This window comes from Micromonospora profundi (assembly GCF_011927785.1).
GTDB classification, from domain to species: domain Bacteria; phylum Actinomycetota; class Actinomycetes; order Mycobacteriales; family Micromonosporaceae; genus Micromonospora; species Micromonospora profundi.
Map to the genome: position 1 here is coordinate 1,929,289 of NZ_JAATJK010000001.1, position 18,970 is coordinate 1,948,258.

Genomic DNA, 18,970 nt, shown 5'->3' on the forward strand with positions numbered 1-18,970 from the left:
GACCTCCAACAGGCAACCGTGCGGTTGCTCATGAACTTAGGCAACCACACGGTTGCCTGTCAATCGTGTCGCCCCGACCGGCGTCCGGACCGGTCGTGTGGCAGCGTGGGGCGGTGACCGAACGCGCGCCCCTCGACGTCGACCTCGCGCTGCTCGGCGGCGGCGGCGCCGCGTCCCTCTTGCTCGCGGCGCTGGCCCGGCACGGCGTGCGCGACCTGCGGATCGCCGTCGTCGACCCGGTGCGCCGACGCGGCCAGGACCGCACCTGGGCGTTCTGGGGCCACCCTGACAACGACCTCGACCCGCTGCTCAGCGCGAGCTGGCAGCAGGTCGAGGTGGCCACGCCGACGCGCCGCCGCGTCCTGGACCTGGCCCCCCTGCGGTACGCGATGCTCCGCTCCGGCCCCGTCTACGACGCCGCTGCCGCTGCCGAGCGTCGCCTGGGCGTCACAAGGATCGTCGCGCCCGCCGAGACGGTGACCGACGACGGCACCCGCGTGCTGGTGCGCGCCGGTGACGGGCGGAGCATCCGGGCCGGCTGGGTGCTCGACTCCCGCCCCCGCCCACCGGCGCGACCGGGGCGGACCACCTGGTTGCAGCACTTCCGCGGCTGGTGGCTGGAGGCCGACCGGCCGGTGTTCGACAGGCGCCGGGCGGTTCTCATGGACTTCCGCGCCCCGCAGCCGACCCGAGGCGTCTCCTTCGGCTACGTGCTGCCGGTCAGCGACCGCTACGCCCTTGTCGAGTACACCGAGTTCTCGCCGGACCTGCTCACCGACGCCGGCTACGACACGGCGCTGGCCGGCTACCGGGACCTGCTCGGCCTCGATCTGACCGGGCTGCGGGTGCGCGAGGTGGAGAACGGGGTGATCCCGATGACCGACGCCCCGTTCACGGCCCGCCCGTCCCCTCGGGTCGTACGCCTCGGCACGGCCGGTGGCGCCACCCGCCCCTCCACCGGCTTCACGTTCTCGGCCATGTACCGCCAGGCCGACCAGGTTGCCCGCGCACTCGCCGCCGGCCGGCCGCCGGTGCCCGACGCGGCGTACCCCCGGCGGCACCGCTGGATGGACGCGGTGGCCCTGCGCGCGCTGGACCGGGGTGGGGTCGGCGGCCCCGAGTTCTTCGACCGACTCTTCGACCGCAACCCCGCCGAGCGGGTGCTGCGCTTCCTCGACGGCGCGACCACCCCGGCCGAGGAGATCGCGATCATGAGTTCCACGCGGCTGGTGCCGATGATCGCGGCGACCGCTGGCGACGCCGCGCACCGCGTCCGCGACCGGCTGCGGCCCGCCCGGCCCGCGCCGCCCATCCCGGCCGCCGTGGTGGGCGCCGCGTCGGGCGCTCACCTCGAGGCCGAGCCGGACGCCGTCGGGCCGGGGTCGGCCACGCCGCCCGGCTGACCCGGGTCGGCTCAGCGCCTCGCTGCCACCGCATCGCGGACCAGCACCCGCAGGTCCTCCATCGGGTCGCCGTCACCCGCCCCGAGCAACGTCTTCGTCGCCGCCACAGCCAACCCCAGATCCGGGTACGCGTACGCGAGGCTGCCGCCGCTGCCTGCCGCACCGAACGAACCGTCGGCGTCCACGGCGTACCCGAGGCCCCAGGTCGTCTCCTGGCCGAACACCCACTCCGGGCCGGCTCCGGCTGGTGTCGTGGCGGTGCGCAGTCGGGCCGGCGAGATCAGCCGGACGCCGTCGACCTCGCCGATCAGGGCGGCGAGCATCCGAGCCGCAGCGCGGGCGGTCATGGTGCCGGTGGCCGGCACCTCGGCGGTGAGGAAGTCGGCGCGACCGCCGATCTCCGCGCCCGGTCGGACACCGGCCGGGGCGACCCGGTCGAAGTTCGGCAGGTTGGCGCTCGTGAAGTCGAACAGCGCCGACAGGTTGCGGTCCTCGACCCGGGCCAGCCGGTCCAGGTCGCCTGCCGGTACGGCGAGATACAGCTCGTCGGCGACCCCGAGCGGCCCGGCCACGTCCTCGGCGAGCACCTGCGACACGCGCCGGCCGGTGACCCGGCGAACCACCTCGCCGATCAACCAGCCGAACGTCCACGCGTGGTACGCCTTCAACTCGCCGGGTGGCGCGATCGGTTCGGTGTCGGCCAGGAGCGCGCACATCCGGTCCCAGTCGGTGAAGTCCTCCGGCGTGACGTCCTTCGGCAGGGCGGGTACGCCCGCGGTGTGGGTGAGCGCGTGCCGCAGGGTGACGCGGTCCTTGCCGTGCCGGGCGAACTCCGGCCACACCTCGGCGATCGGCAGGTCGTAGTCCAGCTCACCGCGCTCGGCCAGCACGTGCACCACCGTCGCGGTGAGGACCTTGCCGGTCGACACGCTCCAGATCGGTGTGTCGGCGGTCAACGGCCGACCGGTGGCCCGGTCCGCGCTGCCGACGTGCACCTCCAGGATCGGCTCACCGTCGAGATAGGCGGCGACCTGTACGCCGGATTCGCGCCCGTTGCTGATCAGCTCGTCGATCGTCTGCCGCACCTCGGCCCGCAGGCCGTCCCAGGTCCCGTTCATGGGATCGACTCTGGCAGACCGGGACGGGCCGGCGCGCTCGATTTTCGCTGTCCCCGGCCCGGCGTGGCCGCCCCCCGAGCAGGGCGTACGACGTCAGCGCCGGTAGGTTGCCTGCCATGGTGGACGCGGCGGCCGGCAGGGGCGTGCAGATCTGGACCGACGGGGCGTGCAGTGGCAACCCCGGGCCGGGCGGTTGGGGTGCGCTGCTGCGCTACGGCGACCACGAGCGGGAGCTGTGCGGCGGCGAGGCCACCCCGACCACGAACAACCGGATGGAGCTGATGGCCGCCATCCAGGCGTTGGAGAGCCTGAACCGCCCGGTCAGCGTGGAGTTGCACACCGACAGCACCTACGTGCGCAACGGCATCACCAGTTGGCTGGCGTCGTGGAAGCGCAACGGCTGGTTGACCGCCGCGAAGCAGCCGGTGAAGAACGCCGACCTGTGGCAGCGGCTGGAGGCAGCCTGCGAGCGGCACCAGGTCACCTGGCTGTGGGTCAAGGGGCACAACGGGCACCCGGAGAACGAGCGCGCCGACGGACTGGCAAACAAGGGCATGACCGAGGCCCGGACCGCCGCCCCAGCCCGCCGCTGACGGTCGCGCCGGCCTCAGCCCGCCGCTGACGATCGCGCCGCGCCGGTCATCCGCTGACCACAGCGCCGCGCCAGCCCGCCGCCGACAAACGCGCCGCGCGCTGAGCCGGCGCCGCGCCGAGTGTCAGCGGGCCGCGTCCGGATGGCCGGGCATGCTGGATCCGCCGCCGCTGCTTCCGGACGAGCCGCCCGTCATACCCGAGCCGTTGTCCTCGGTCACGATGTCCGGCCGTACGTCGGTGTCGTCCGGTGGCGGAACCTCGGTGTCCGCCTCGACCTGCACCAACGGGACCTGGCCGGCCTCGTCCTCGGCATGTGCCGGGTCCGCCGGCTCCTCACCGTCACGCTTTCGGAAACCCACGCCGTGCCCCCCGTCGGTGCCGTTGCGCGTCGGCGGTGGCTACCCGGCGTCATCGTGCCGAAACCTCACCCGCTCGGCGCCTGCCCGCCGCCGACTCCGCCGGGCGCGCGTGCTGACGGCTCAGCGGCGTCGGCGGCGGCGCGTCGAGGTGACGGCCGGCGTGGCGCGGCGCACCGGCGTGAGGGGCAGAGCCGTCCAGTGCGCCGGTCGGGTCAGCGTCGCCGGCAGTCCGGTGCGCGCGTCGCCGCGGGCGGCGTCCAGTTGGGCTTGGTGCAGGAAGAGCGTCTCGCGCAGGTCCGCGCCGCGTAGGTCGGCCCCTCGCAGGTCCGCGCCGGTGACGTCGGCCCGGCCGAGGTCGACGCCGCGCAGGTCGGCGCCGATCAGCAGCGCTCCACGCAGGTTGGCCCGGCGTAGGTCCGCCCGGCGCAGGTCCGCCCCGATCAGCGGGGCGCCCCGGTGGTCGGCGCCTCCCGGGGAACGCGCAGCGTCGCCGGCCCGGGACAGCAGCGGATTGATGCGGTCGCGGTGCGCGGCGACGTCCACGGTGCGTAGCCGGGCCAGGTCGGCGGCGGTGAGTGCTGCGGTGTCGGCGCGGGCGCGTTCCAACTCGGCGCGCAGGCCGGCCGGCGGGTGCAGCGTCAGCGCCTCGGCGAGATACCAGAGCAGCTCGTGCAGGGGTCGCAGCACCGTGAACGCCTCGGCCATCGCCGGCAGGGTGTCCGGCGCGTCACGCCAGTCCCGTCCGCCGAAGGTGACCTGGGCGACCTGCTGCCCGGCGCCGAAACAGTCGAACACCGTGCAGCCTGGAAACCCCCGCTCCCGCAACTGCGTGTGGATGCCGCAGCGGTGGTCCGGCCGCAGATTGGGGCAGGGTCGCCCGGCCGGCTTGTCGATGGCGAAGTCCGCCGACGCGGCGAAGGCGGGCACCACGCAGCACAACCCGAAGCAACGTCCGCAGTCGGCGCGCAACTGCGCCGACCCGGGCGGCGGTGCGGGGTCGGGCTGCACGAGACGGCCTCCGGGTGCTCGGGCGCTGGGAGCGCCGGGGGTCACCATTGTTTCGCGGGGCACCCGACCGGGCCGGTCGGGGGGTCACCGTCCGTGCGCGTCGCCGGCCGCCGTGGAGCGGGGCACCGGGGTACGCGGCCCGCCCGGCGGTGGCACCAGCCGACGGATCGCCCGCTGCTCGTCGCCGCGCCCGTACTTCTGGTCGAAGTGCCGCTTCACCGTCGCGGCCGGCGTGCGGTCGGTGTCGGCGGGCTCGGCCAGCCCGAACACCGCCGGGGCCGCGCCCGGGGCGCGGGGCGGCAGCACAGCCCGCACGGTCAGAGGCCCGGTCACCCGGAAGCTCCCGCAGTCGACGTAGTGCTGCCCGTCCACAGTCACGTAGGGCACCGGCACCTCGACCACGTCGGAGCCGTCGTGGCGCAGGGTGACGGTGACCGACCAGTATCGCTCCAGGTTCACGGTGGCCTGCTCGTGCTCCCACAGTTCCTCGAACCGGGCGTGCACGAACCCACCCCACGGGCTGTCCATGTCGACTTCCAGCTGGGGCACGTTGAACGAGAGCTTCCCGATGGGGAAGAACGAGATCAGCGCCCGCCCGTCCCACTGGTAGAGCTGGATCGACGGGGACGCGTCATAGAGCCGCACCTGGAGCCGGTGCCGCAGCGCGGGGTCCAGGGTGCTCTGGAAGGCCGCCAGGTGGCGCAGGTTGGTGCGGATCTGGCGTGGCACGTCCACCCGCTGCCGCTCCAACTCCTCGGAGCGTTGCTGCGCGGCGGTGCAGTCCGGGTCGAGCAGGAGCAACTGCACCTGCGCGCCGTTGGCAAGCGCCGTCCGTACCGCGCCCAGGGTCTCGTCCCGGTGCGTACGTTCCAGCAGGATCGTCCAGGTGTCGAGGATCCGCACCCGGCGGCCGGAGCGGTGCAGCCGCGTCACGAAGGCGCGTTGGTCGAAGCTGAGATGCTCCTGCACCCGCGCCCTGCGGGCCTCCTCGAACAGCGGGTCGAAGATGACGTACGAGATGGCCGCGAGCACCACGCTGGAGCCGAGGTTGAGCAGCAGGTCGCTGAGGAAGCCGGTGCTGCGCCAGGCGGCGAGCAGCATCACGGCGGCGACCGTCAGCAGCACTCCGCCGACGACGAAGGCGCGTCGCTGCCGGCCGCCCCGGTCAGCCCACCCGGGCATCCGGTCCTCCTCCGTCGTGGCCACGATCACCGGAATGCGGAGGATACGTGCCGGCTTTGCCGCTCGCTGTCCGGTTCACGACCAACGCGCCGGGTGCCCGCTGTCGGGGCGACCACAGTCACCTCGTCGCCGGCGCCACCTCCTCACCGGGGACGCCTGCCGCCCGTACGGTGAACCGGGGTGTCGCGGCGGTAAGCACGGCCGACGCCACCGGTGGGCCCCAGCCGTCGGTCAGGTCCGCCACCAGCGCGGCGACCAGCCCTGTCACGTCCCGTTCGGCGTCGGCGTGCAGCGCTTCGGCCACGATCAGCACTGACGACGTGTCAGCCCGTACGGCGGACAGGGCGCTCTGCCGGTTGACCCACCGCCGCGCGTGGGCCCGTCCGGCGGCGTCGACATAGGTCACCTCGCCGGGGTCGGGATGTTCGATGTCTCCGGCGAAGGTGAGGTAATCCTCGTCGCCGTGCGCGGGCCGGACTGTCAGGTCGCCGTCGACCCGGTCCAGGTCCAGCACGGCGACCGGGATGGCGTACGCGGCCGAGACGGCGTTGCAGAGATCCACAAGCGGGTGCAGCCGGGGCAGACCGCCGTCCAGGCGTAGCCGTCGCAGCAGAGCCTCGGAGGCACACCGGTACTGCGTGGGTCGCAACCCCATGGCGGTGTACGCCCGCCGCCACGCCTGGATCTCACCGAATGTGCTCTCCGGGCCGCAGGCCAGGCGCTCCCGGGCGCGGGCCAGGTGGCCGGCGGCGCGCTGCCGCACGTCGGCGGTGGCGGTGATCCCGGTCGCCTGCACCACGCCGGCCACCAGGTCGGGGTGTGCGGCGCGCAGGTGCGCCGAGTGTTCGAACTGCACGGGGATTCCTATCGTTCGGTGAGGGCGAGCGTCACGCTGAGCGCGACAAACGTGCCGGCGACGGACCGGCGCAGCCAGTCGGTGACGCGGGGACGGGTCAGCACCCGGTCCCGTACGCGCGCCGCGAAGATGCCGTAGCCGCTGAACACCGCGAAGGTGAGCAGCATGAACACCGCGCCGCAGACGAGCATCGCCCGGGTCGAGCCCGGGGCGGTGGTGTCCACGAACTGCGGGAGGAACGCCACGAAGAACAGCGTCGGCTTGGGGTTGAGCAGGTTCACCAGGACGCCGGAGACGATCACCCGGGTCGCCGAGCGGGCCGGTTGATCGCCGCCGGCCCTGAAGGCGCTGCGGTCGCGCACCGTCGACCAGGCCAGGTAGAGCAGGTAGCCGACGCCGAGGTACCTGACAACCTCGAACGCTGTCGCGCTCGCCTGCATCAGCGCGGCAAGCCCTGTCATCGCCGCCAGCAGGTGCGGCACGACGCCCAGCGTGCAGGCGAACGCCGCCAGCACCCCGGCTCGGGCGCCTCGCGACAGCCCGGCGGAGAGGGTGAAGAACACCCCGGTGCCCGGGGTCACCACCACGACAAGCGTGGTGATCAGGAACGGGATTGTCACGGTTGTCCTCCGGCGCGGTGGGCGGGCGGTCTCCTGCCCACTCTGCTGCCACGATGGACCGATGAGCAGTGCCAAACCGAACGCGTCCGAGGGGTCCATATCGGCCGGGTCGGATTTTCTGCACCTGACCATCGCCGACGCGCCGCCCGGCGGCCTCGCCGACTGGCTTGCCGCGCGGCTGCGGCAGGCCATCGCCGAGGGGCGGATTCCGGTCGGCGACAGGCTTCCCGCCACCCGCGTGCTCGCCGCCGACCTCGGCGTCTCCCGGGGTGTGGTCACCGAGGCGTACCAGCGGCTCACCGAGGAGGGCCACCTCAGCGGCCGGGGACGGGCCGGCACCGTGGTGGTCGGCGGTCCCGCCGCGCCGGCCCCGCCGGCACCCGCCCCGACCGCCGCGCCGGCACCTGCGGCGCTCTTCCCGCCGGCTCCGGGCAGCGACATCTTCGACGCGGTACGCGCGGCCCGCGCGACCATCGACCTGACACCCGGCGTACCCGACCTGACGGCTTTTCCCCGCGCGGACTGGCTGCGCGCCGAACGGACCGTGCTGCGTCGCCTGGCCGCGGCCGACCTCGGCTACGGCGACCCGCGCGGCGCGCCCGTGCTGCGGCAGGCTGTGGCCGCCCGGCTGGCCCGCAGCCGCGGCATCGCCGTCGACCCCGCCGACGTGATCATCGTGGCTGGTGTGTCCCAGTCGCTCGGGCTGCTCGCCCAGGCGTTCGGCCCGGCCGGCATCGACCGGATCGCCGTCGAGGACCCGGGTTCACTCGGAGTACGCCAGCATCTGAACAACTGGCGGATGGCCACCCCGCCGATCGCCGTGGACGACGCCGGACTGCGCGTCGACGAACTGGCCGCAAGCGGCGTACCGGCGGTGCTGCTCACCCCCGCGCACCAGTTCCCGACCGGCGTGGTGCTCGACGGTGACCGCCGCCGGCGGCTCGTCGAGTGGGCGCGGGCCGGCGGTGTGGTCATCGAGGACGACTACGACGCCGAGCACCGCTACGACCGTCCACCGGTGCCGGCGCTGCACGGGCTGATGCCCGAGCAGGTCTGCTACACCGGCAGCGTGTCCAAACTGCTCGCCCCGGCGCTGCGGGTCGGCTGGCTGCTCGTGCCGTCCCGCTGGCGCGAGGCCGTGGTGGCCGCGAAACGCAACGCCGACCTGGGCAACGCGGTGCTGCCGCAACTGGTGCTGGCGGAGCTGATGACCTCCGGCGCGCTGGATCGGCACCTGCGGCTGCTGCGCCGCCGGCACATCCGCCGCCGGGACGCGATGATCGCCGCCGTCGCCCGGCACCTGCCGGGTGCCACCGCGCACGGTGCCGCGGCCGGGCTGCACCTGATGATCACCGTGCCGGGCGCCTTGGCGGACACCGACCTGGCGGCGGCGACGCTGGCGCGCGGCGTGAAGGTGCAACCTCTGACCTGGCACTGTCAGCGCCCGTACCGGCCGGGTCTGGTCCTCGGTTACGCGGCCCGCACGACTACCGAGATCGAGAACGGCGTCACGCAGGTCGCCGCCGCGCTGCGCGACCTGACCCGCGCCACCAGCTGAAACGCCGACACCGGCCCGCACGTCGGCAGGGCTGGTCAGCCCAGGAACAGTTGCACGAGCACCAGCACGGCCAGCAACGCCGGCCCACGTGACCCCTGGCGCAGCAGGTCCACCGGGACCATCCCGAACGGCGTGTTGACAGTCGCGCCGCCGTAGTTGATCGGCGGTCGGGTGCCAGCCCGCCAGGCGGCGGCCACCACGCCGAGCGCCAACGTCGGCGCCAGCCAGGGCGGCCCGGCCTCGACGGTCGGCAGGGTCAGCAGCCACCACAGGCCCGCACCGATCGCCGGCACCACCACGTGGATTCCACGCAGCAGGTTGTCGCTTCCGCCGAGCGCCCGGCGCAACCCCGGCGACCGGCTGATCGACCGCAGGCCCCCGGTGAGCCGGTCGGTGGCGAGGTAGGCGAACACGACCTGCGCCGCGCCGGCCAGCCCGGGCAGGGCGAGCGCGGCAGCGTACTGGACGCCGACGAGCGCAGCCCAGATCAGCACGGCGCTGGGGTGACGGCGCAACCGACGTACGTCGACCTGCAACAGCGCCCACCAGCTCGGCCCGGGCCGGATCCGGCTGCTGCGCACCCGGCCGATGCGACGCCACCGGCGGCTCTCCATCAGGCTGGTGAGCATGCTCGGGTCGAGCAGGATCGTCGCCGTGGCGGCGGCATTGGCGAACTGCGCGCCGGTGGTCAGCGTGGCCCTGTCCACCCGGGGTAGCGCGCGGACCGCGAAGAGCGTGCCGGCGACAGCGAGCGGCACCCCCACGGCGACCAGCGCGGCCGTCGGCAGCGTCGCCGGCTGGGGCAGCCCGTTGCCGAGTCGACCGGCGAGCACCACCACGGCCGTGACGACGCCAGCCGCCACCATCGGCACCACGCCGACGAGCGTCGGCCACCGCCGGCCCGCCCGGTCACCCTGGGCGACGACGCTCAGGGCCAGCGCGGCAGCGCCCCACCCGGCGCCGGCGCCCGCCGCCCAGCCCAGGGCGCCCGGCTCGGTGACACCGCCCAGCACCGCCACTGCCACGCCGAGCAGCGCCGTGCCGGTCGCCGCGCCCACCAGCAGGACACCGAGGCGGGGCGCCAGCCAGGCCCGCCGGTCGACAGGGGCGCTTGTCACCCAGCTCTGCGTGGCCGGCGTGACAAGCAGCGGGCCGAGCGCCCGCAGACCCCGCCAGGCCAGCCCAGCGCCGGCCAGCAGCGCCGCCACCGCCAGCCACCACCGCACCCCCGGATCGGCCCGGCCGACGGTGGGGGAGGCCAGCATGTCGCGGCTGGCGCTGATCGCGAACCAGCCGTACATGCCCACGAACAGCACCATGACGTACGCGTCGCCAAGCACGTCGCCGAGCGAGTGCTCGTGGTGACGACGGCGGGCCAGACGCAGGCGCGTACGCACCTGACGGGCTCTGGGCACCCCGACCGGCGCGTCGGCGATCGTGGCAGGTGGTGCGGTCACCGGCCGATCTCGATCCGCTCGTCGACCACCGCGTCGATCAACTCCGGGTCGTGCGAGGCCAGCAGCACTGCGGTGCCGGCGTCCCTCTCCCGGCGCAGCCGCTGCGCCAGCCACTGCCGGCCACGCACGTCCAGCCGCTGCTCCGGCTCGTCAAGGATCAGCACCTGACGGGGGCGTACGAAGCAGGACGCCAGGGCCAGCCGGCGGCGCTGCCCGCTGGACAGGGTCACCGGCAGTTGGTCGCGGGCCGGCTCCAGGCCCAGCTCGACGAGCACCTCCTCGACCGGCTCGGCGTTGCCCCCGTGCGCGTACGCGACAAGTTCCAGGTGCTCGACCACTGACAGGTCGGGAAAGAAGTCGATGTCGTCCAGGGCGGCGGCCACCAGCGCCCGTACCTGCGGATCGGTCTCGTCGGCCCGGCGGCCCTGCACCAGCACCTCACCGGCGTCCGGCCGGTCGGCACCCACCACGCAGCGCAGCAGGGTGGTCTTGCCGCTGCCGTTGGGGCCCAGCACCACAGCGATCCGGCCCGCCGGCAGCGCGAAGCTCACGTCGTCGAGCACCACCAGGTTGCCGAAGTTGCGACTGAGTCCCCGTACCGTGAGCGCATCCACGGTCACACACTCTCCCAGACCGTGCCGTCGGCGGTGAGTCGCCCGTCGGCGGCGGTCACGTGTCGCCGAACACGGCGTCGGAGTCACCCGGCACGGCGTCGGAGGCGTCCCGCACGGCGTCGGAGTCGTCCAGCCGGGTGTCGGCGGCGGCCAGCACCGGCTCGTCGTGGACCTCCTCGGCCACCGATGCCGCGTCCACCCAGTGCCGCCGCGCCTCCGCGCGGTCACCCAGCGAGTCGGCGGCGTCGCCCAGGTAGAGCAGGGTCCGGGCCAGCCCCGGGGTCGGCCGGCCGGCCTCACGCAGCCGCCGGCTCTCGGCAAGCAACTCGTATGCCGCCCGCGCCTGCCCCGGTGCGCTTGTCAACAGCGTCGCCCCGGCGTTGAGCAATGCCGCTGCCCGGCTGGTCGGATCGTTCACCGACTCGTACTCGCGCAGCGCCGCCCGCCACGCCTGCGCGGCGTCCAGGTGCTCGCCGAGTGTGGCGTGCACGAGCACGAGGTTGGTCAGGGCCGCCGCGTAGCCGCGCGCGTCACCCACCGACCGGAACGTGTTGGCCGCACGCACGAGGTGGTGGTGGGCGGTGTCCAGCTCGCCCCGCGCCAGCTGGGCCGCGCCGAGACCCAGGTCGGTGAGGGCGTGCCCGGCCCGGTCCGCCGAGGAGCGGTGCCGGCGGGACAGCTCCAGGTGCTCCACCGCGTCGTCGAGCTGCCCCAGGTCGAGCAGGGCCAGACCGAGGTTCATCCGGGCCTGGGCGGTGCCGCGCCGACCCCGTTCGGCAACCGCGAGGGTGAGCGCGGCGGCGGCGCCCTGCGGGTCGTGTCGGCGTCGACGCAGCACGCCCAGCTCGTTGTGCGCCCATCCGGCGATCTCCGGCCGGTCGTCGGCGGTCGGGGTGGCCAGCACGGTGCGGCAGACCTGCTCCCACTCGTCGAGCCGTTCCACGTGCGCGAGCCATCCGCACAGCGCCACGGCCAGCCGGAACCACCAGCGGCGTACCCGACGGGGCAGCGTCTCGGCCGCGCCGGCCGGCACCCGTACCACCGCCAGCAGCAGCTCCTGGTGCAGGTCGAACCAGCCGTACGGGTCGTCGTCCAGCGGCAGTGACCACTCCCGGTCCGGTGGGGAGCCGAGCACTGCCAGGTTGGCCGCGTGCCGTTCGGCCCGACGGGCCAGGTGCCGGGTCAGCCGGGCCTGCGCGGCGACACGGGTCCGGGACGGTTCGGCGGCGCGCAGGTGCAGCCGGGCGTTGGCGGCGAGCAGCGGCCGGATCTCGTACCGGTCACCGGGTGCGCCGACCACGAACGCGGCGGCCGCGAGCTGGTCCAGCAGCGCGGTCACCCGGTCGGGGTGCCGGGCGGCCAGCGCGGTGATGGTCGGCCGGTCCACCGGGGCGGGGGTCAGCGACATCAGCCTGTACAGGCGGCGGGCCTCGCGGGTCAACGCCCGGTACGCGATGTCGCGTTCGGTGACCAGCTGGGCTGCCGGCGACACGGCGACCCGCTGGTGCGGCGGGGTGTGCACCGCGCGTCGCAGCGCGTCGAGCACGTCCGAGTGCCGCCAGCCGTGCTGCGCGGTGCGGTAGCCCAGCGCGCGGATCGTGCGGGGCTGCCTGCCGCACAGGTCGACGATGTCGCGTACCGCCGGATCGGTGCGCGGGTCGGCGCGGCGGGCCCGGGCGGCGGGCGCGGCACTGCCGGCCGCCGCGAACAGCTCGACCGCCTCGTCCGGGCCCGGCTCGGCGATCCAGTGTGCGACCACCCCGCTGAGCCCGCTGAGCGCGGGCCCACCGGCGAACAACAGCCGGCAGGTGCGGGCGGTGGGTGGCAGCAGCGGCCGTACCTGCTCGGGACTGTCGACGTTGTCCAGCACCAGCAGGATCTTGCGGCCGTCGAGCCTGCGGCGTAGCGCTGCGGCGGCGGCCGCGAGGGCGTCCGGCCGGCCCGAGGCGGGCGGCGCGGTGCCCAGGACACCCGCCAGCGCGGTGAGCACCTGGCGGGCGGTGCGGGGCCGACCGCCCCGACGCAGGTCGAGGTGGTACTGGCCGTCCGGGTAGTCGTCCCGGCACAGGTTCGCCACTTGGACGGCGCAGGCGGAGGTGCCCACAGCCCGGCGGCCCAGCACCGCCACCGCGTGTTCGTGGGCGAGCAGGCCGAGCACCGTCTGAACGTGCTCGTCGCGGCCCGTGAACCCGGCCGGATACGGCAGCGTCGGCACGTCGGTGACGGGTGCGGTGACGACGTCGGTGGGTTCCGGGCCGGTCTCGCGCACGGCCCGGCGTCGGCGCATCTCGAACACCACGAAGCCGGCCGCGCCGCTGACGGCAAGCGCGATGCTCGCCGGGCCGAGCACGCTGGCGGCCAGCTCGGACAGCAGATTGCTGGCGAGGTTGCCGAGCACCCCGCTGACAAGCGTGCCGACCGCGATGAGCACCGGCCAGCGCGGCCCTCGACCAGCGCCGCCGGGCCTGGTCACCGGACACCGCCGGAGACCAGGCCGGCGACGAGTTGCCGCCGGGCGAGCACCATCAGCACCACCGGGAGCACCGAGGCGAGCACCGACCCGGCGGCCAAGACGCCGCTGTTGGACACGAAGCCTCGGGTCTGCCCGGCCAGGAACAACCCCAGCGGCGTGGCCTCCGGCCCGCTGAAGAGCAACCCAACCACCAGGTCGTTCCAAACCTGGACGAACTCCAGAACGGAGACGGCGACAACGGCGGGCAGGTTGTGCCGGCCCAGCCGGCGCAGCGCGCCCCACCACCGTCGACCGCCCAGCCGGGCGCCGCGCACCTGCTCGGCGGGCAGGTCGGCGAACGCGTTGCGCAGCACCAGCACCGCGAACGGCACGCCCAGCGCCACGTGCACAAGAGCCAACCCTCGGGCGGTCCCCGAGGACAGGACAACGCCCAGCACCTCGTTGACCGGGCCGGCGATCACCTGCACCGGCACGATGGTCGCGGCCATCAGCAGCAGGCCGGTCGCCTGCGCGGCAGGCCCGGTCAGCCAGGCCAGCGGGTACGCGGCCAGCAGCGCGATGACCAGCACCGTGGCGGTCACCACTGTGGCAAGCAGCAGCGTGAAGCCCAGCGTTCGCCACAGCTCACCGCTGGTCAGCAGGGCGTGATAGGAGCCCGCACCGGGTGGCGTCGACCACCAGCCGCGCGCCGCCGCGTCCACCTGCCCGTGTGCCGAGGTGGCGACGAGCACGACGAGCGGTATCAGCCACACCACCGCGGCGGCCGCGGCGAGCAGCCGGAACAGCCGTCGTGGCGGTGCCAGCGCGGCGGGCTCCGAGCCGGCCTCGACGCGCGGCGGCGGCCACGCCTGACGGACGAAGAGAGCGGCCACCAGCATGCCGGCGACGACCGCCACCAGCCAGACGACGCCGAGCGCGGCGCCCGGCCCGGTGGTGGTGCCACCGGAGGTCTGCCAGACCCGCAGCGCCAGCACCGCCGCGTCGTCGCGCACCGACCCGGGCGTCATGACCAGGATCAGGTCGAAGGTCCGGCTGGTGCCGAGCGCCACAAGCGCGAAAACCACAGCGACGGTACGCAGCAGCAGCGGCCTCCACTGCGCGTCCCACAGGACGTGCCGGCGACCGCCGCCGTAGGCGCGTACCGCGTCGGCCAGGCTCGGCGGCACCCGGTCCAGTGCGGCTCGGAAGACCAGCACCGCCAACCCCACCCAGGCCCAGACGAACGCCGACATCAGCGCCACAGTGACCAGGCGCGGCCCGAGCAGTTGGGGGACGTCCTCGGCGGACCGGCCGGTCAGCCGTGCCGCGACCAGGGTGGCCAGGCCACGGCCCGGGTCGGGGTCGTACATCAGCCGGAACGTCACGCCGGTGACGACGAGCGGCAGCGCCACCGGCACGAGCAGGATCAGCCGGACGAGCCCGCCCTCCTGGGAGCGACGTGATGCGACGGCGAGCAGGTAACCAAGCGCCGTCACCACCGCCGGCACCAGCACCGCCCACAGCACTGTCCGTCCGACCACGGCGCCGGTGCCCGGCGCGGCGAGGGCGGTGCGGAAGTGCTCCGCGCCGACCCAGCGGCCGTCTGTCGTGACACTGGCGTGCAGGGTGCGCAGCACCGGCCACAGCAACAGCCCGCCGAGCAGCAGCGCGGCCGGCAACAGCAGCGCGGACGTCGCTCCGGCCGCCGGGTACACGCGGCCACGGCGCGGTGGGCCGACGTCGTCGAGCACCGCGAACTCGCCGAGCACCTGGGTCTCGCTCATCGGCCACCTCCCGCGCTGCGGGCCGCCGCGGCGAGCTGCCCGGTGGCACGCCGGACCGCCTCGGCGGCGCGTACGCCACCTGTGACGTCGGCGAAGAAGTCCTGCATGATCCGCCAGATGCCCACGCCGTCGGAGCCGGTGAACGCCCCGCGCAGCTGGTCGGAGAGGTCGAACCGCAGCGTGCCCGGATCGCGCATCTCGGCGGCGAACCGGCGGCGGACCGGATTCGTGTAGTCGGCCAGCGGGATCGTGGTGTTCGGTGACAGGTAGCCGCCGGCATGAAGCCAGGGGTGGAACGAGTCGGCCCTGGTCAGCCACTCGACCAGCTCGACCCCGCCCCGGGCGTCGGCGAACACGACAGCCGCGTCCCCGCCGACGATCAGCGGGCCGCCGCTTTCGGCGCTGGGGAACCGGAAGGCGGCCGCCTCCTCGGAGCCGCTGCGGAACCTGCTGCCCACCTCGGCCGTGAAGTCGGCCTCGAAGACCATTACCGCACGGCGGGAGCGCACCACCTGGATCACCGACTCCTCGTACTGGGTGAGCAGGGCGCGACGGCCGCCCCCGACGAACGCGCCGTCGATGCTCCACAGCTCGGCGAGCCGGTCCAGGGCGTCGCGCACCGGCCGGCCCCGCCAGTCGGCGTCCGGCCCGGCCAGGGCGTCGTACGCGGCGGGCGCCAGGTCGGCCAGCACGTTCTCGAACCAGTCGGTGAGCACCCAGCCGTCGGCCGCGCCGATCGCCAGCGGCGCCGGGCCGTCCCCCCGCACGGCGAGCGTGCCGAGCCGGCGGGTCAGCGCGACCAGCTCGTCCCAACTGGTCGGCGGGTCGGGCAGCACCGAAGGCAGGTGCCAGATGAGGGACTTGTGCGCCGCCTTCACCCACACGCCGTAGCGGTGTCCGCCGGTCCTCAGCAGATCGTTCAGCCCGGCGGGCACCGCGTACTCGTCGGACGGGAGCACGGGCCGCAGCCAGCCCCGGGCGGCGTACTCGGTGACCAGGCCGGGACGCGGCAGGATCGCCACGTCCGGTGCGGTGCCGGCGAGATGCCGGGCGCGCAGGAACGCGTCGATGTCATTGCCGGCGCTGACCACGTGTACCGAACGGCCGTAGCCCTTCACGACCTGCCGGAAGCGGTCCAGTTCGCCGCCGCTCCACACCACCGCCACCTGCACCGAACGGGTGCTTCCGGCGCAGCCGGCGACGGTAGCGGCCGCGCCGACAGTGGCGGCGCGCAGCAGGGTACGCCGGGTGGTCCGGCCGCCCGGCGTCACCGGGGCGCCCCTTCGGCCTCGGTGACCAGCTCGTGCCGCCGGGGGATCTCGGCAAGGGCGGCCGGGTCGGCCGTGCACACCAGCACCGCCACTCCGGGCGCGTCCGGCGGGGACAGTCGTGGCAGCAGGTCGCCGAGGCGGCTGCCGCCGGCCGGCTCGGTGGGCAGGTCGACCACGAGGACCTCGGGCAGGCACACCGCCGCGCGGGCCAGCGCCACCCGGAACCGTTGGGCGTCGGAGAGCAGGTGCGGTAGCAGTCCGAGCGTCGGGGCAAGCTCCAGCCGGTCGACCACAGTGGACGTCCAGTCGTCGGCCACCTCGTGCACCCGCTCGCGTTTGCGCTGGCCGTACTCGATGTTGCGGCGGACGGTGAGCTGCGGCAGCAGCGCGCCGCCGGCCGGCACGTAGCCGATCTGCCGACGCGGCGGCGGCAGCGCCGTCACGTCCCGGACGCCGACCATGATCCGCCCGGTGACCGGTGCGGCGAGCCCGACAAGCACCCGGGCCACCGCGGTGCCGACCGCAGGTGGCCCCACAAGCGCCGTCGTCGTGCCGGCGGGGACGTCGAGGGTCACCGGCCCGGTACCGGGGACGGCGACCAGTGCACGTAGCCGTAACGTAGCCCTCACCTCCGGTGACCGCGGGTGACGGTCCCCAGAGTGGCACACGATGCCGACAGTCGATGTCCCGCCGGCTTCCACTGTGGAAGCAGCGGACTATCGCGCCGGCTGTCCGGTGGGGGCGTAGAGGGCCGCCAGCCCGGCCGCCGTGGCGGCCAGGCGCTCGCGGAGAGCGACGGGGGTCAGCACCTCCACGTCGGCGCCGAGGCGCAGCAGGTCACCGTGGGCATGGGTGAGCGACTCGATGGGCAGCACAGCGGTCACCCAACCCCGCGCGTCGGGTGGCCCGGCGCTGGCGTCCACGGCGGCCACCACCGGATCGCTGCCGACCTCCCGTAGCCGCTCGCGGCCGGCGGGGGAGAGCCTGACGGTGGCCTCGTCGCGGTGCAGGCGGGCCCGGAACCCCACGACGTGCGCCCGCCACCAGGCCGGCAGGTCGAAGTCGGCCGGTCGCTCGAACTCCTGCGCCAACGGGGTCAGGGCGAGGATCTGGTTGACCCGGTAGGTCGCCGGTGCGGCCCGGCCGGGTTGGGTGGCCACCACGTACCACCGGCCGCCCTTGAGCACCAGGCCGTACGGCTCCAGCACGCGGGTCACCTCACCGCGCCAGCCGCGGTAGCGCACCTCGATGCGGTGCTGACGCCAGACCGCCTCGGCGGTGCGGGCCAGTTCCGGGGACGCGTCGCCGTCGGCGTACCAGCCGGGGGTGTCCAGGTGGAAGCGCTGCTGGAGCTGGGTGGCCCGGTCGCGCAGTGGCGGTGGCAGCGCGGCGTGCAGCTTGAGTTGCAGCGCTGCCACCACGTCGCCGTAGCCCAGCTCGTCGGCCGGGCCGGGCAGCCCGGCCAGGAAGAGCCGGTCGGCTTCCTCGGCGGTCAGGCCGGTGAGCCGGGTGCGCCAGCCGTCGACCAGTTGGTAGCCGCCGGCGTGCCCGGCCTCCCCGTACAGCGGGATGCCTGCGGCGTGCAGCGACTCCACGTCCCGGTAGATGGTGCGGGGGGACACGGCCAGCCGCTCGGCGAGCTGCGCGGCCGTCAGCCGTCCGTGCGCTTGGAGCAGCAGGAGGAGGGAGAGAAGTCGACTGGCCCGCACTTCACTGACACTAGCTGTCAGGGGACCGGCCGTACCGTCCCGGCATGGCATTTCGCGACAAGGATCTGACAACGCCTCCACCGATCACTGTGGACGGCCGGCAACTCAAGCGCTACCACATCGACCAGCCGGAACGGCCCATCGAACCGGAGGTGGAGGAGGCCGCGTACGACCTGCTGCCCACATTGCTGAAGGACGTCCCGAGCGACGGCACCCCGGGCGCCGGGTGGGTGGTGCTGCACCGGGGCGCGGACACCGGCGCGTACCTGCTGGCCTACACCTGGGTGTGGGACAACGCGTTGGAGATCCGCGTCGCGGTGGCGGGACAGCCGGCGCTGGAGTGCCCCGACCTGGACCCCGCACACTTCGTCGCACTGCGCCGCCCCGCCGTGGGCTGCGTGTGGGAGTTGGCGGTGCTGGAGCACGAGCGGGGCGCCTGGGTCCGGCACATGCTGGCGCCGGCGAGCCCTGACCTGACCGGTTACCTGAACGACACGCGCGCCGAAGGGCCGGTGGGCCGCTGATGGGCGACTTCGACTTCTTCGTGGGCACCTGGAACGTCGTGAACCGGCGGCTGCGCGAGCGGCTTGTGGGCTCCGACGAGTGGGAGGAGTTTCCCGGCGTGTCGGTTGCCCACGGCTTCTTCGACGGCGGCGGCCACTTCGACGAGATCACGTTCCCGACCAGGGGCTCCGCCGGTGCCACGATCAGGATCTTCGACCCGGCACGGCAGCAGTGGTCCATCTACTGGATGAGCGGCGACAGCGGCGTGCTGGAGCAGCCGCCGATGGTGGGTCGCTTCGTCGACGGCGTCGGCCGCTTCTACGCCGACGACAAGCACGAGGGGCGACCGGTCCGATGTCGGTTCATCTGGTCGGACATCGGCGCGACCACTGCCCGCTGGGAGCAGGCGTTCTCCACCGACGGCGAGCAGACCTGGGAGACCAACTGGATCATGACCTTCACGCGAGCGTCCGACCGCTGA

Annotated in this window: 18 protein-coding genes; 5 read left to right on the plus strand and 13 right to left on the minus strand. The window is 74.3% G+C overall.

Translation table 11 applies throughout. The features are described from left to right. The first annotated feature begins 95 nt into the window (after window positions 1-95). A complete protein-coding gene (locus tag F4558_RS08290) occupies window positions 96-1,403 on the plus strand; it encodes a lycopene cyclase family protein (protein ID WP_167947322.1) in 1,308 nt (435 codons plus the stop codon). A gap of 11 nt (window positions 1,404-1,414) precedes the next feature. Here F4558_RS08290 and F4558_RS08295 read toward each other — a convergent pair whose 3' ends face one another. Next, entirely contained in the window at window positions 1,415-2,521 is a 1,107-nt protein-coding gene (locus F4558_RS08295; protein WP_167943712.1) for a serine hydrolase domain-containing protein, read from the minus strand. Between the two features lie 116 nt (window positions 2,522-2,637). Here F4558_RS08295 and rnhA point away from each other — a divergent pair, with 116 nt between their 5' ends. After that, window positions 2,638-3,114: a ribonuclease HI gene (rnhA, locus tag F4558_RS08300; protein ID WP_167943713.1), complete on the plus strand. Its 477-nt coding sequence runs from the start codon at window positions 2,638-2,640 to the stop codon at window positions 3,112-3,114. Window positions 3,115-3,237: 123 nt separating this feature from the next. On the opposite strand, the gene F4558_RS08305 is transcribed toward rnhA, so the two are convergent. The 5 genes from F4558_RS08305 to F4558_RS08325 form a co-directional block, all read right to left on the minus strand. Then, window positions 3,238-3,474, minus strand: coding sequence for a hypothetical protein (locus tag F4558_RS08305; RefSeq protein WP_053656205.1), 237 nt, complete (start codon window positions 3,472-3,474; stop codon window positions 3,238-3,240). A gap of 120 nt (window positions 3,475-3,594) precedes the next feature. Next, window positions 3,595-4,482, minus strand: coding sequence for a pentapeptide repeat-containing protein (locus F4558_RS08310; protein ID WP_306271196.1), 888 nt, complete (start codon window positions 4,480-4,482; stop codon window positions 3,595-3,597). Between the two features lie 84 nt (window positions 4,483-4,566). Next, window positions 4,567-5,664: a DUF5919 domain-containing protein gene (locus F4558_RS08315; RefSeq protein WP_167943715.1), complete on the minus strand. Its 1,098-nt coding sequence runs from the start codon at window positions 5,662-5,664 to the stop codon at window positions 4,567-4,569. 118 nt (window positions 5,665-5,782) lie between these two features. Then, window positions 5,783-6,520 (minus strand): B3/B4 domain-containing protein, encoded by a 738-nt coding sequence (locus F4558_RS08320; protein WP_167943716.1) that lies wholly within the window; start codon window positions 6,518-6,520, stop codon window positions 5,783-5,785. Between the two features lie 8 nt (window positions 6,521-6,528). Then, window positions 6,529-7,140 (minus strand): LysE family translocator, encoded by a 612-nt coding sequence (locus F4558_RS08325; protein ID WP_167943717.1) that lies wholly within the window; start codon window positions 7,138-7,140, stop codon window positions 6,529-6,531. 61 nt (window positions 7,141-7,201) lie between these two features. Between F4558_RS08325 and pdxR the strand changes: the two genes are divergently transcribed. After that, the gene (gene pdxR, locus F4558_RS08330) at window positions 7,202-8,698 is read left to right on the plus strand and encodes a MocR-like pyridoxine biosynthesis transcription factor PdxR (protein ID WP_167943718.1); all 1,497 of its coding nucleotides are present in this window, start codon (window positions 7,202-7,204) and stop codon (window positions 8,696-8,698) included. A 35-nt stretch (window positions 8,699-8,733) separates the two neighbouring features. Here the strand turns inward: pdxR and F4558_RS08335 are convergent, their stop codons facing one another. The 7 genes from F4558_RS08335 to F4558_RS08365 all read right to left on the minus strand — a co-directional run bounded on the left by F4558_RS08335 (window position 8,734) and on the right by F4558_RS08365 (window position 17,985). Next, window positions 8,734-10,155 carry a DUF6297 family protein gene (locus F4558_RS08335; RefSeq protein WP_167943719.1) on the minus strand — a complete coding sequence of 474 codons (1,422 nt, stop codon included), beginning with the start codon at window positions 10,153-10,155 and terminating at the stop codon, window positions 8,734-8,736. Beyond that, complete coding sequence (locus F4558_RS08340; RefSeq protein ID WP_167943720.1) at window positions 10,152-10,775, minus strand: ABC transporter ATP-binding protein; 624 nt, start codon at window positions 10,773-10,775, stop codon at window positions 10,152-10,154. Before F4558_RS08340 ends, F4558_RS08335 begins: the two co-directional genes overlap by 4 nt. Window positions 10,776-10,824: 49 nt before the next feature. Further along, entirely contained in the window at window positions 10,825-13,242 is a 2,418-nt protein-coding gene (locus F4558_RS08345) for a tetratricopeptide repeat protein (RefSeq protein ID WP_157552548.1), read from the minus strand. Then, entirely contained in the window at window positions 13,239-15,005 is a 1,767-nt protein-coding gene (locus F4558_RS08350; RefSeq protein WP_082377482.1) for an ABC transporter permease, read from the minus strand. The genes F4558_RS08345 and F4558_RS08350 overlap by 4 nt, the downstream gene beginning before the upstream one ends. Continuing rightward, window positions 15,002-16,276, minus strand: a complete 1,275-nt coding sequence (locus F4558_RS08355) for an ABC transporter substrate-binding protein (RefSeq protein ID WP_167943721.1) — start codon at window positions 16,274-16,276, stop codon at window positions 15,002-15,004. The genes F4558_RS08350 and F4558_RS08355 overlap by 4 nt, the downstream gene beginning before the upstream one ends. Next, window positions 16,273-16,851, minus strand: a complete 579-nt coding sequence (locus tag F4558_RS08360; protein ID WP_167943722.1) for an ATP-binding cassette domain-containing protein — start codon at window positions 16,849-16,851, stop codon at window positions 16,273-16,275. Before F4558_RS08360 ends, F4558_RS08355 begins: the two co-directional genes overlap by 4 nt. Before the next feature lie 141 nt (window positions 16,852-16,992). Next, on the minus strand, window positions 16,993-17,985 hold the full coding sequence (locus tag F4558_RS08365; RefSeq protein WP_167943723.1) for a helix-turn-helix transcriptional regulator: 993 nt from the start codon (window positions 17,983-17,985) through the stop codon (window positions 16,993-16,995). Between the two features lie 44 nt (window positions 17,986-18,029). Here F4558_RS08365 and F4558_RS08370 point away from each other — a divergent pair, with 44 nt between their 5' ends. Together F4558_RS08370 and F4558_RS08375 are read left to right on the plus strand one after the other, a co-directional pair. Continuing rightward, window positions 18,030-18,509, plus strand: coding sequence for a hypothetical protein (locus tag F4558_RS08370; RefSeq protein WP_167943724.1), 480 nt, complete (start codon window positions 18,030-18,032; stop codon window positions 18,507-18,509). After that, complete coding sequence (locus F4558_RS08375; protein WP_053656177.1) at window positions 18,509-18,970, plus strand: hypothetical protein; 462 nt, start codon at window positions 18,509-18,511, stop codon at window positions 18,968-18,970. Before F4558_RS08370 ends, F4558_RS08375 begins: the two co-directional genes overlap by 1 nt.

Coding starts and splice junctions, on each gene's coding strand:
- F4558_RS08295 (WP_167943712.1), bottom strand. CDS start 2,521: ATGAACGGGACCTGGGACGGCCTGCGGGCCGAGGTGCGGCAGACGATC.
- F4558_RS08375 (WP_053656177.1), top strand. CDS start 18,509: ATGGGCGACTTCGACTTCTTCGTGGGCACCTGGAACGTCGTGAACCGG.
- rnhA (WP_167943713.1), top strand. CDS start 2,638: ATGGTGGACGCGGCGGCCGGCAGGGGCGTGCAGATCTGGACCGACGGG.
- F4558_RS08370 (WP_167943724.1), top strand. CDS start 18,030: ATGGCATTTCGCGACAAGGATCTGACAACGCCTCCACCGATCACTGTG.
- pdxR (WP_167943718.1), top strand. CDS start 7,202: ATGAGCAGTGCCAAACCGAACGCGTCCGAGGGGTCCATATCGGCCGGG.
- F4558_RS08315 (WP_167943715.1), bottom strand. CDS start 5,664: ATGCCCGGGTGGGCTGACCGGGGCGGCCGGCAGCGACGCGCCTTCGTC.
- F4558_RS08350 (WP_082377482.1), bottom strand. CDS start 15,005: ATGAGCGAGACCCAGGTGCTCGGCGAGTTCGCGGTGCTCGACGACGTC.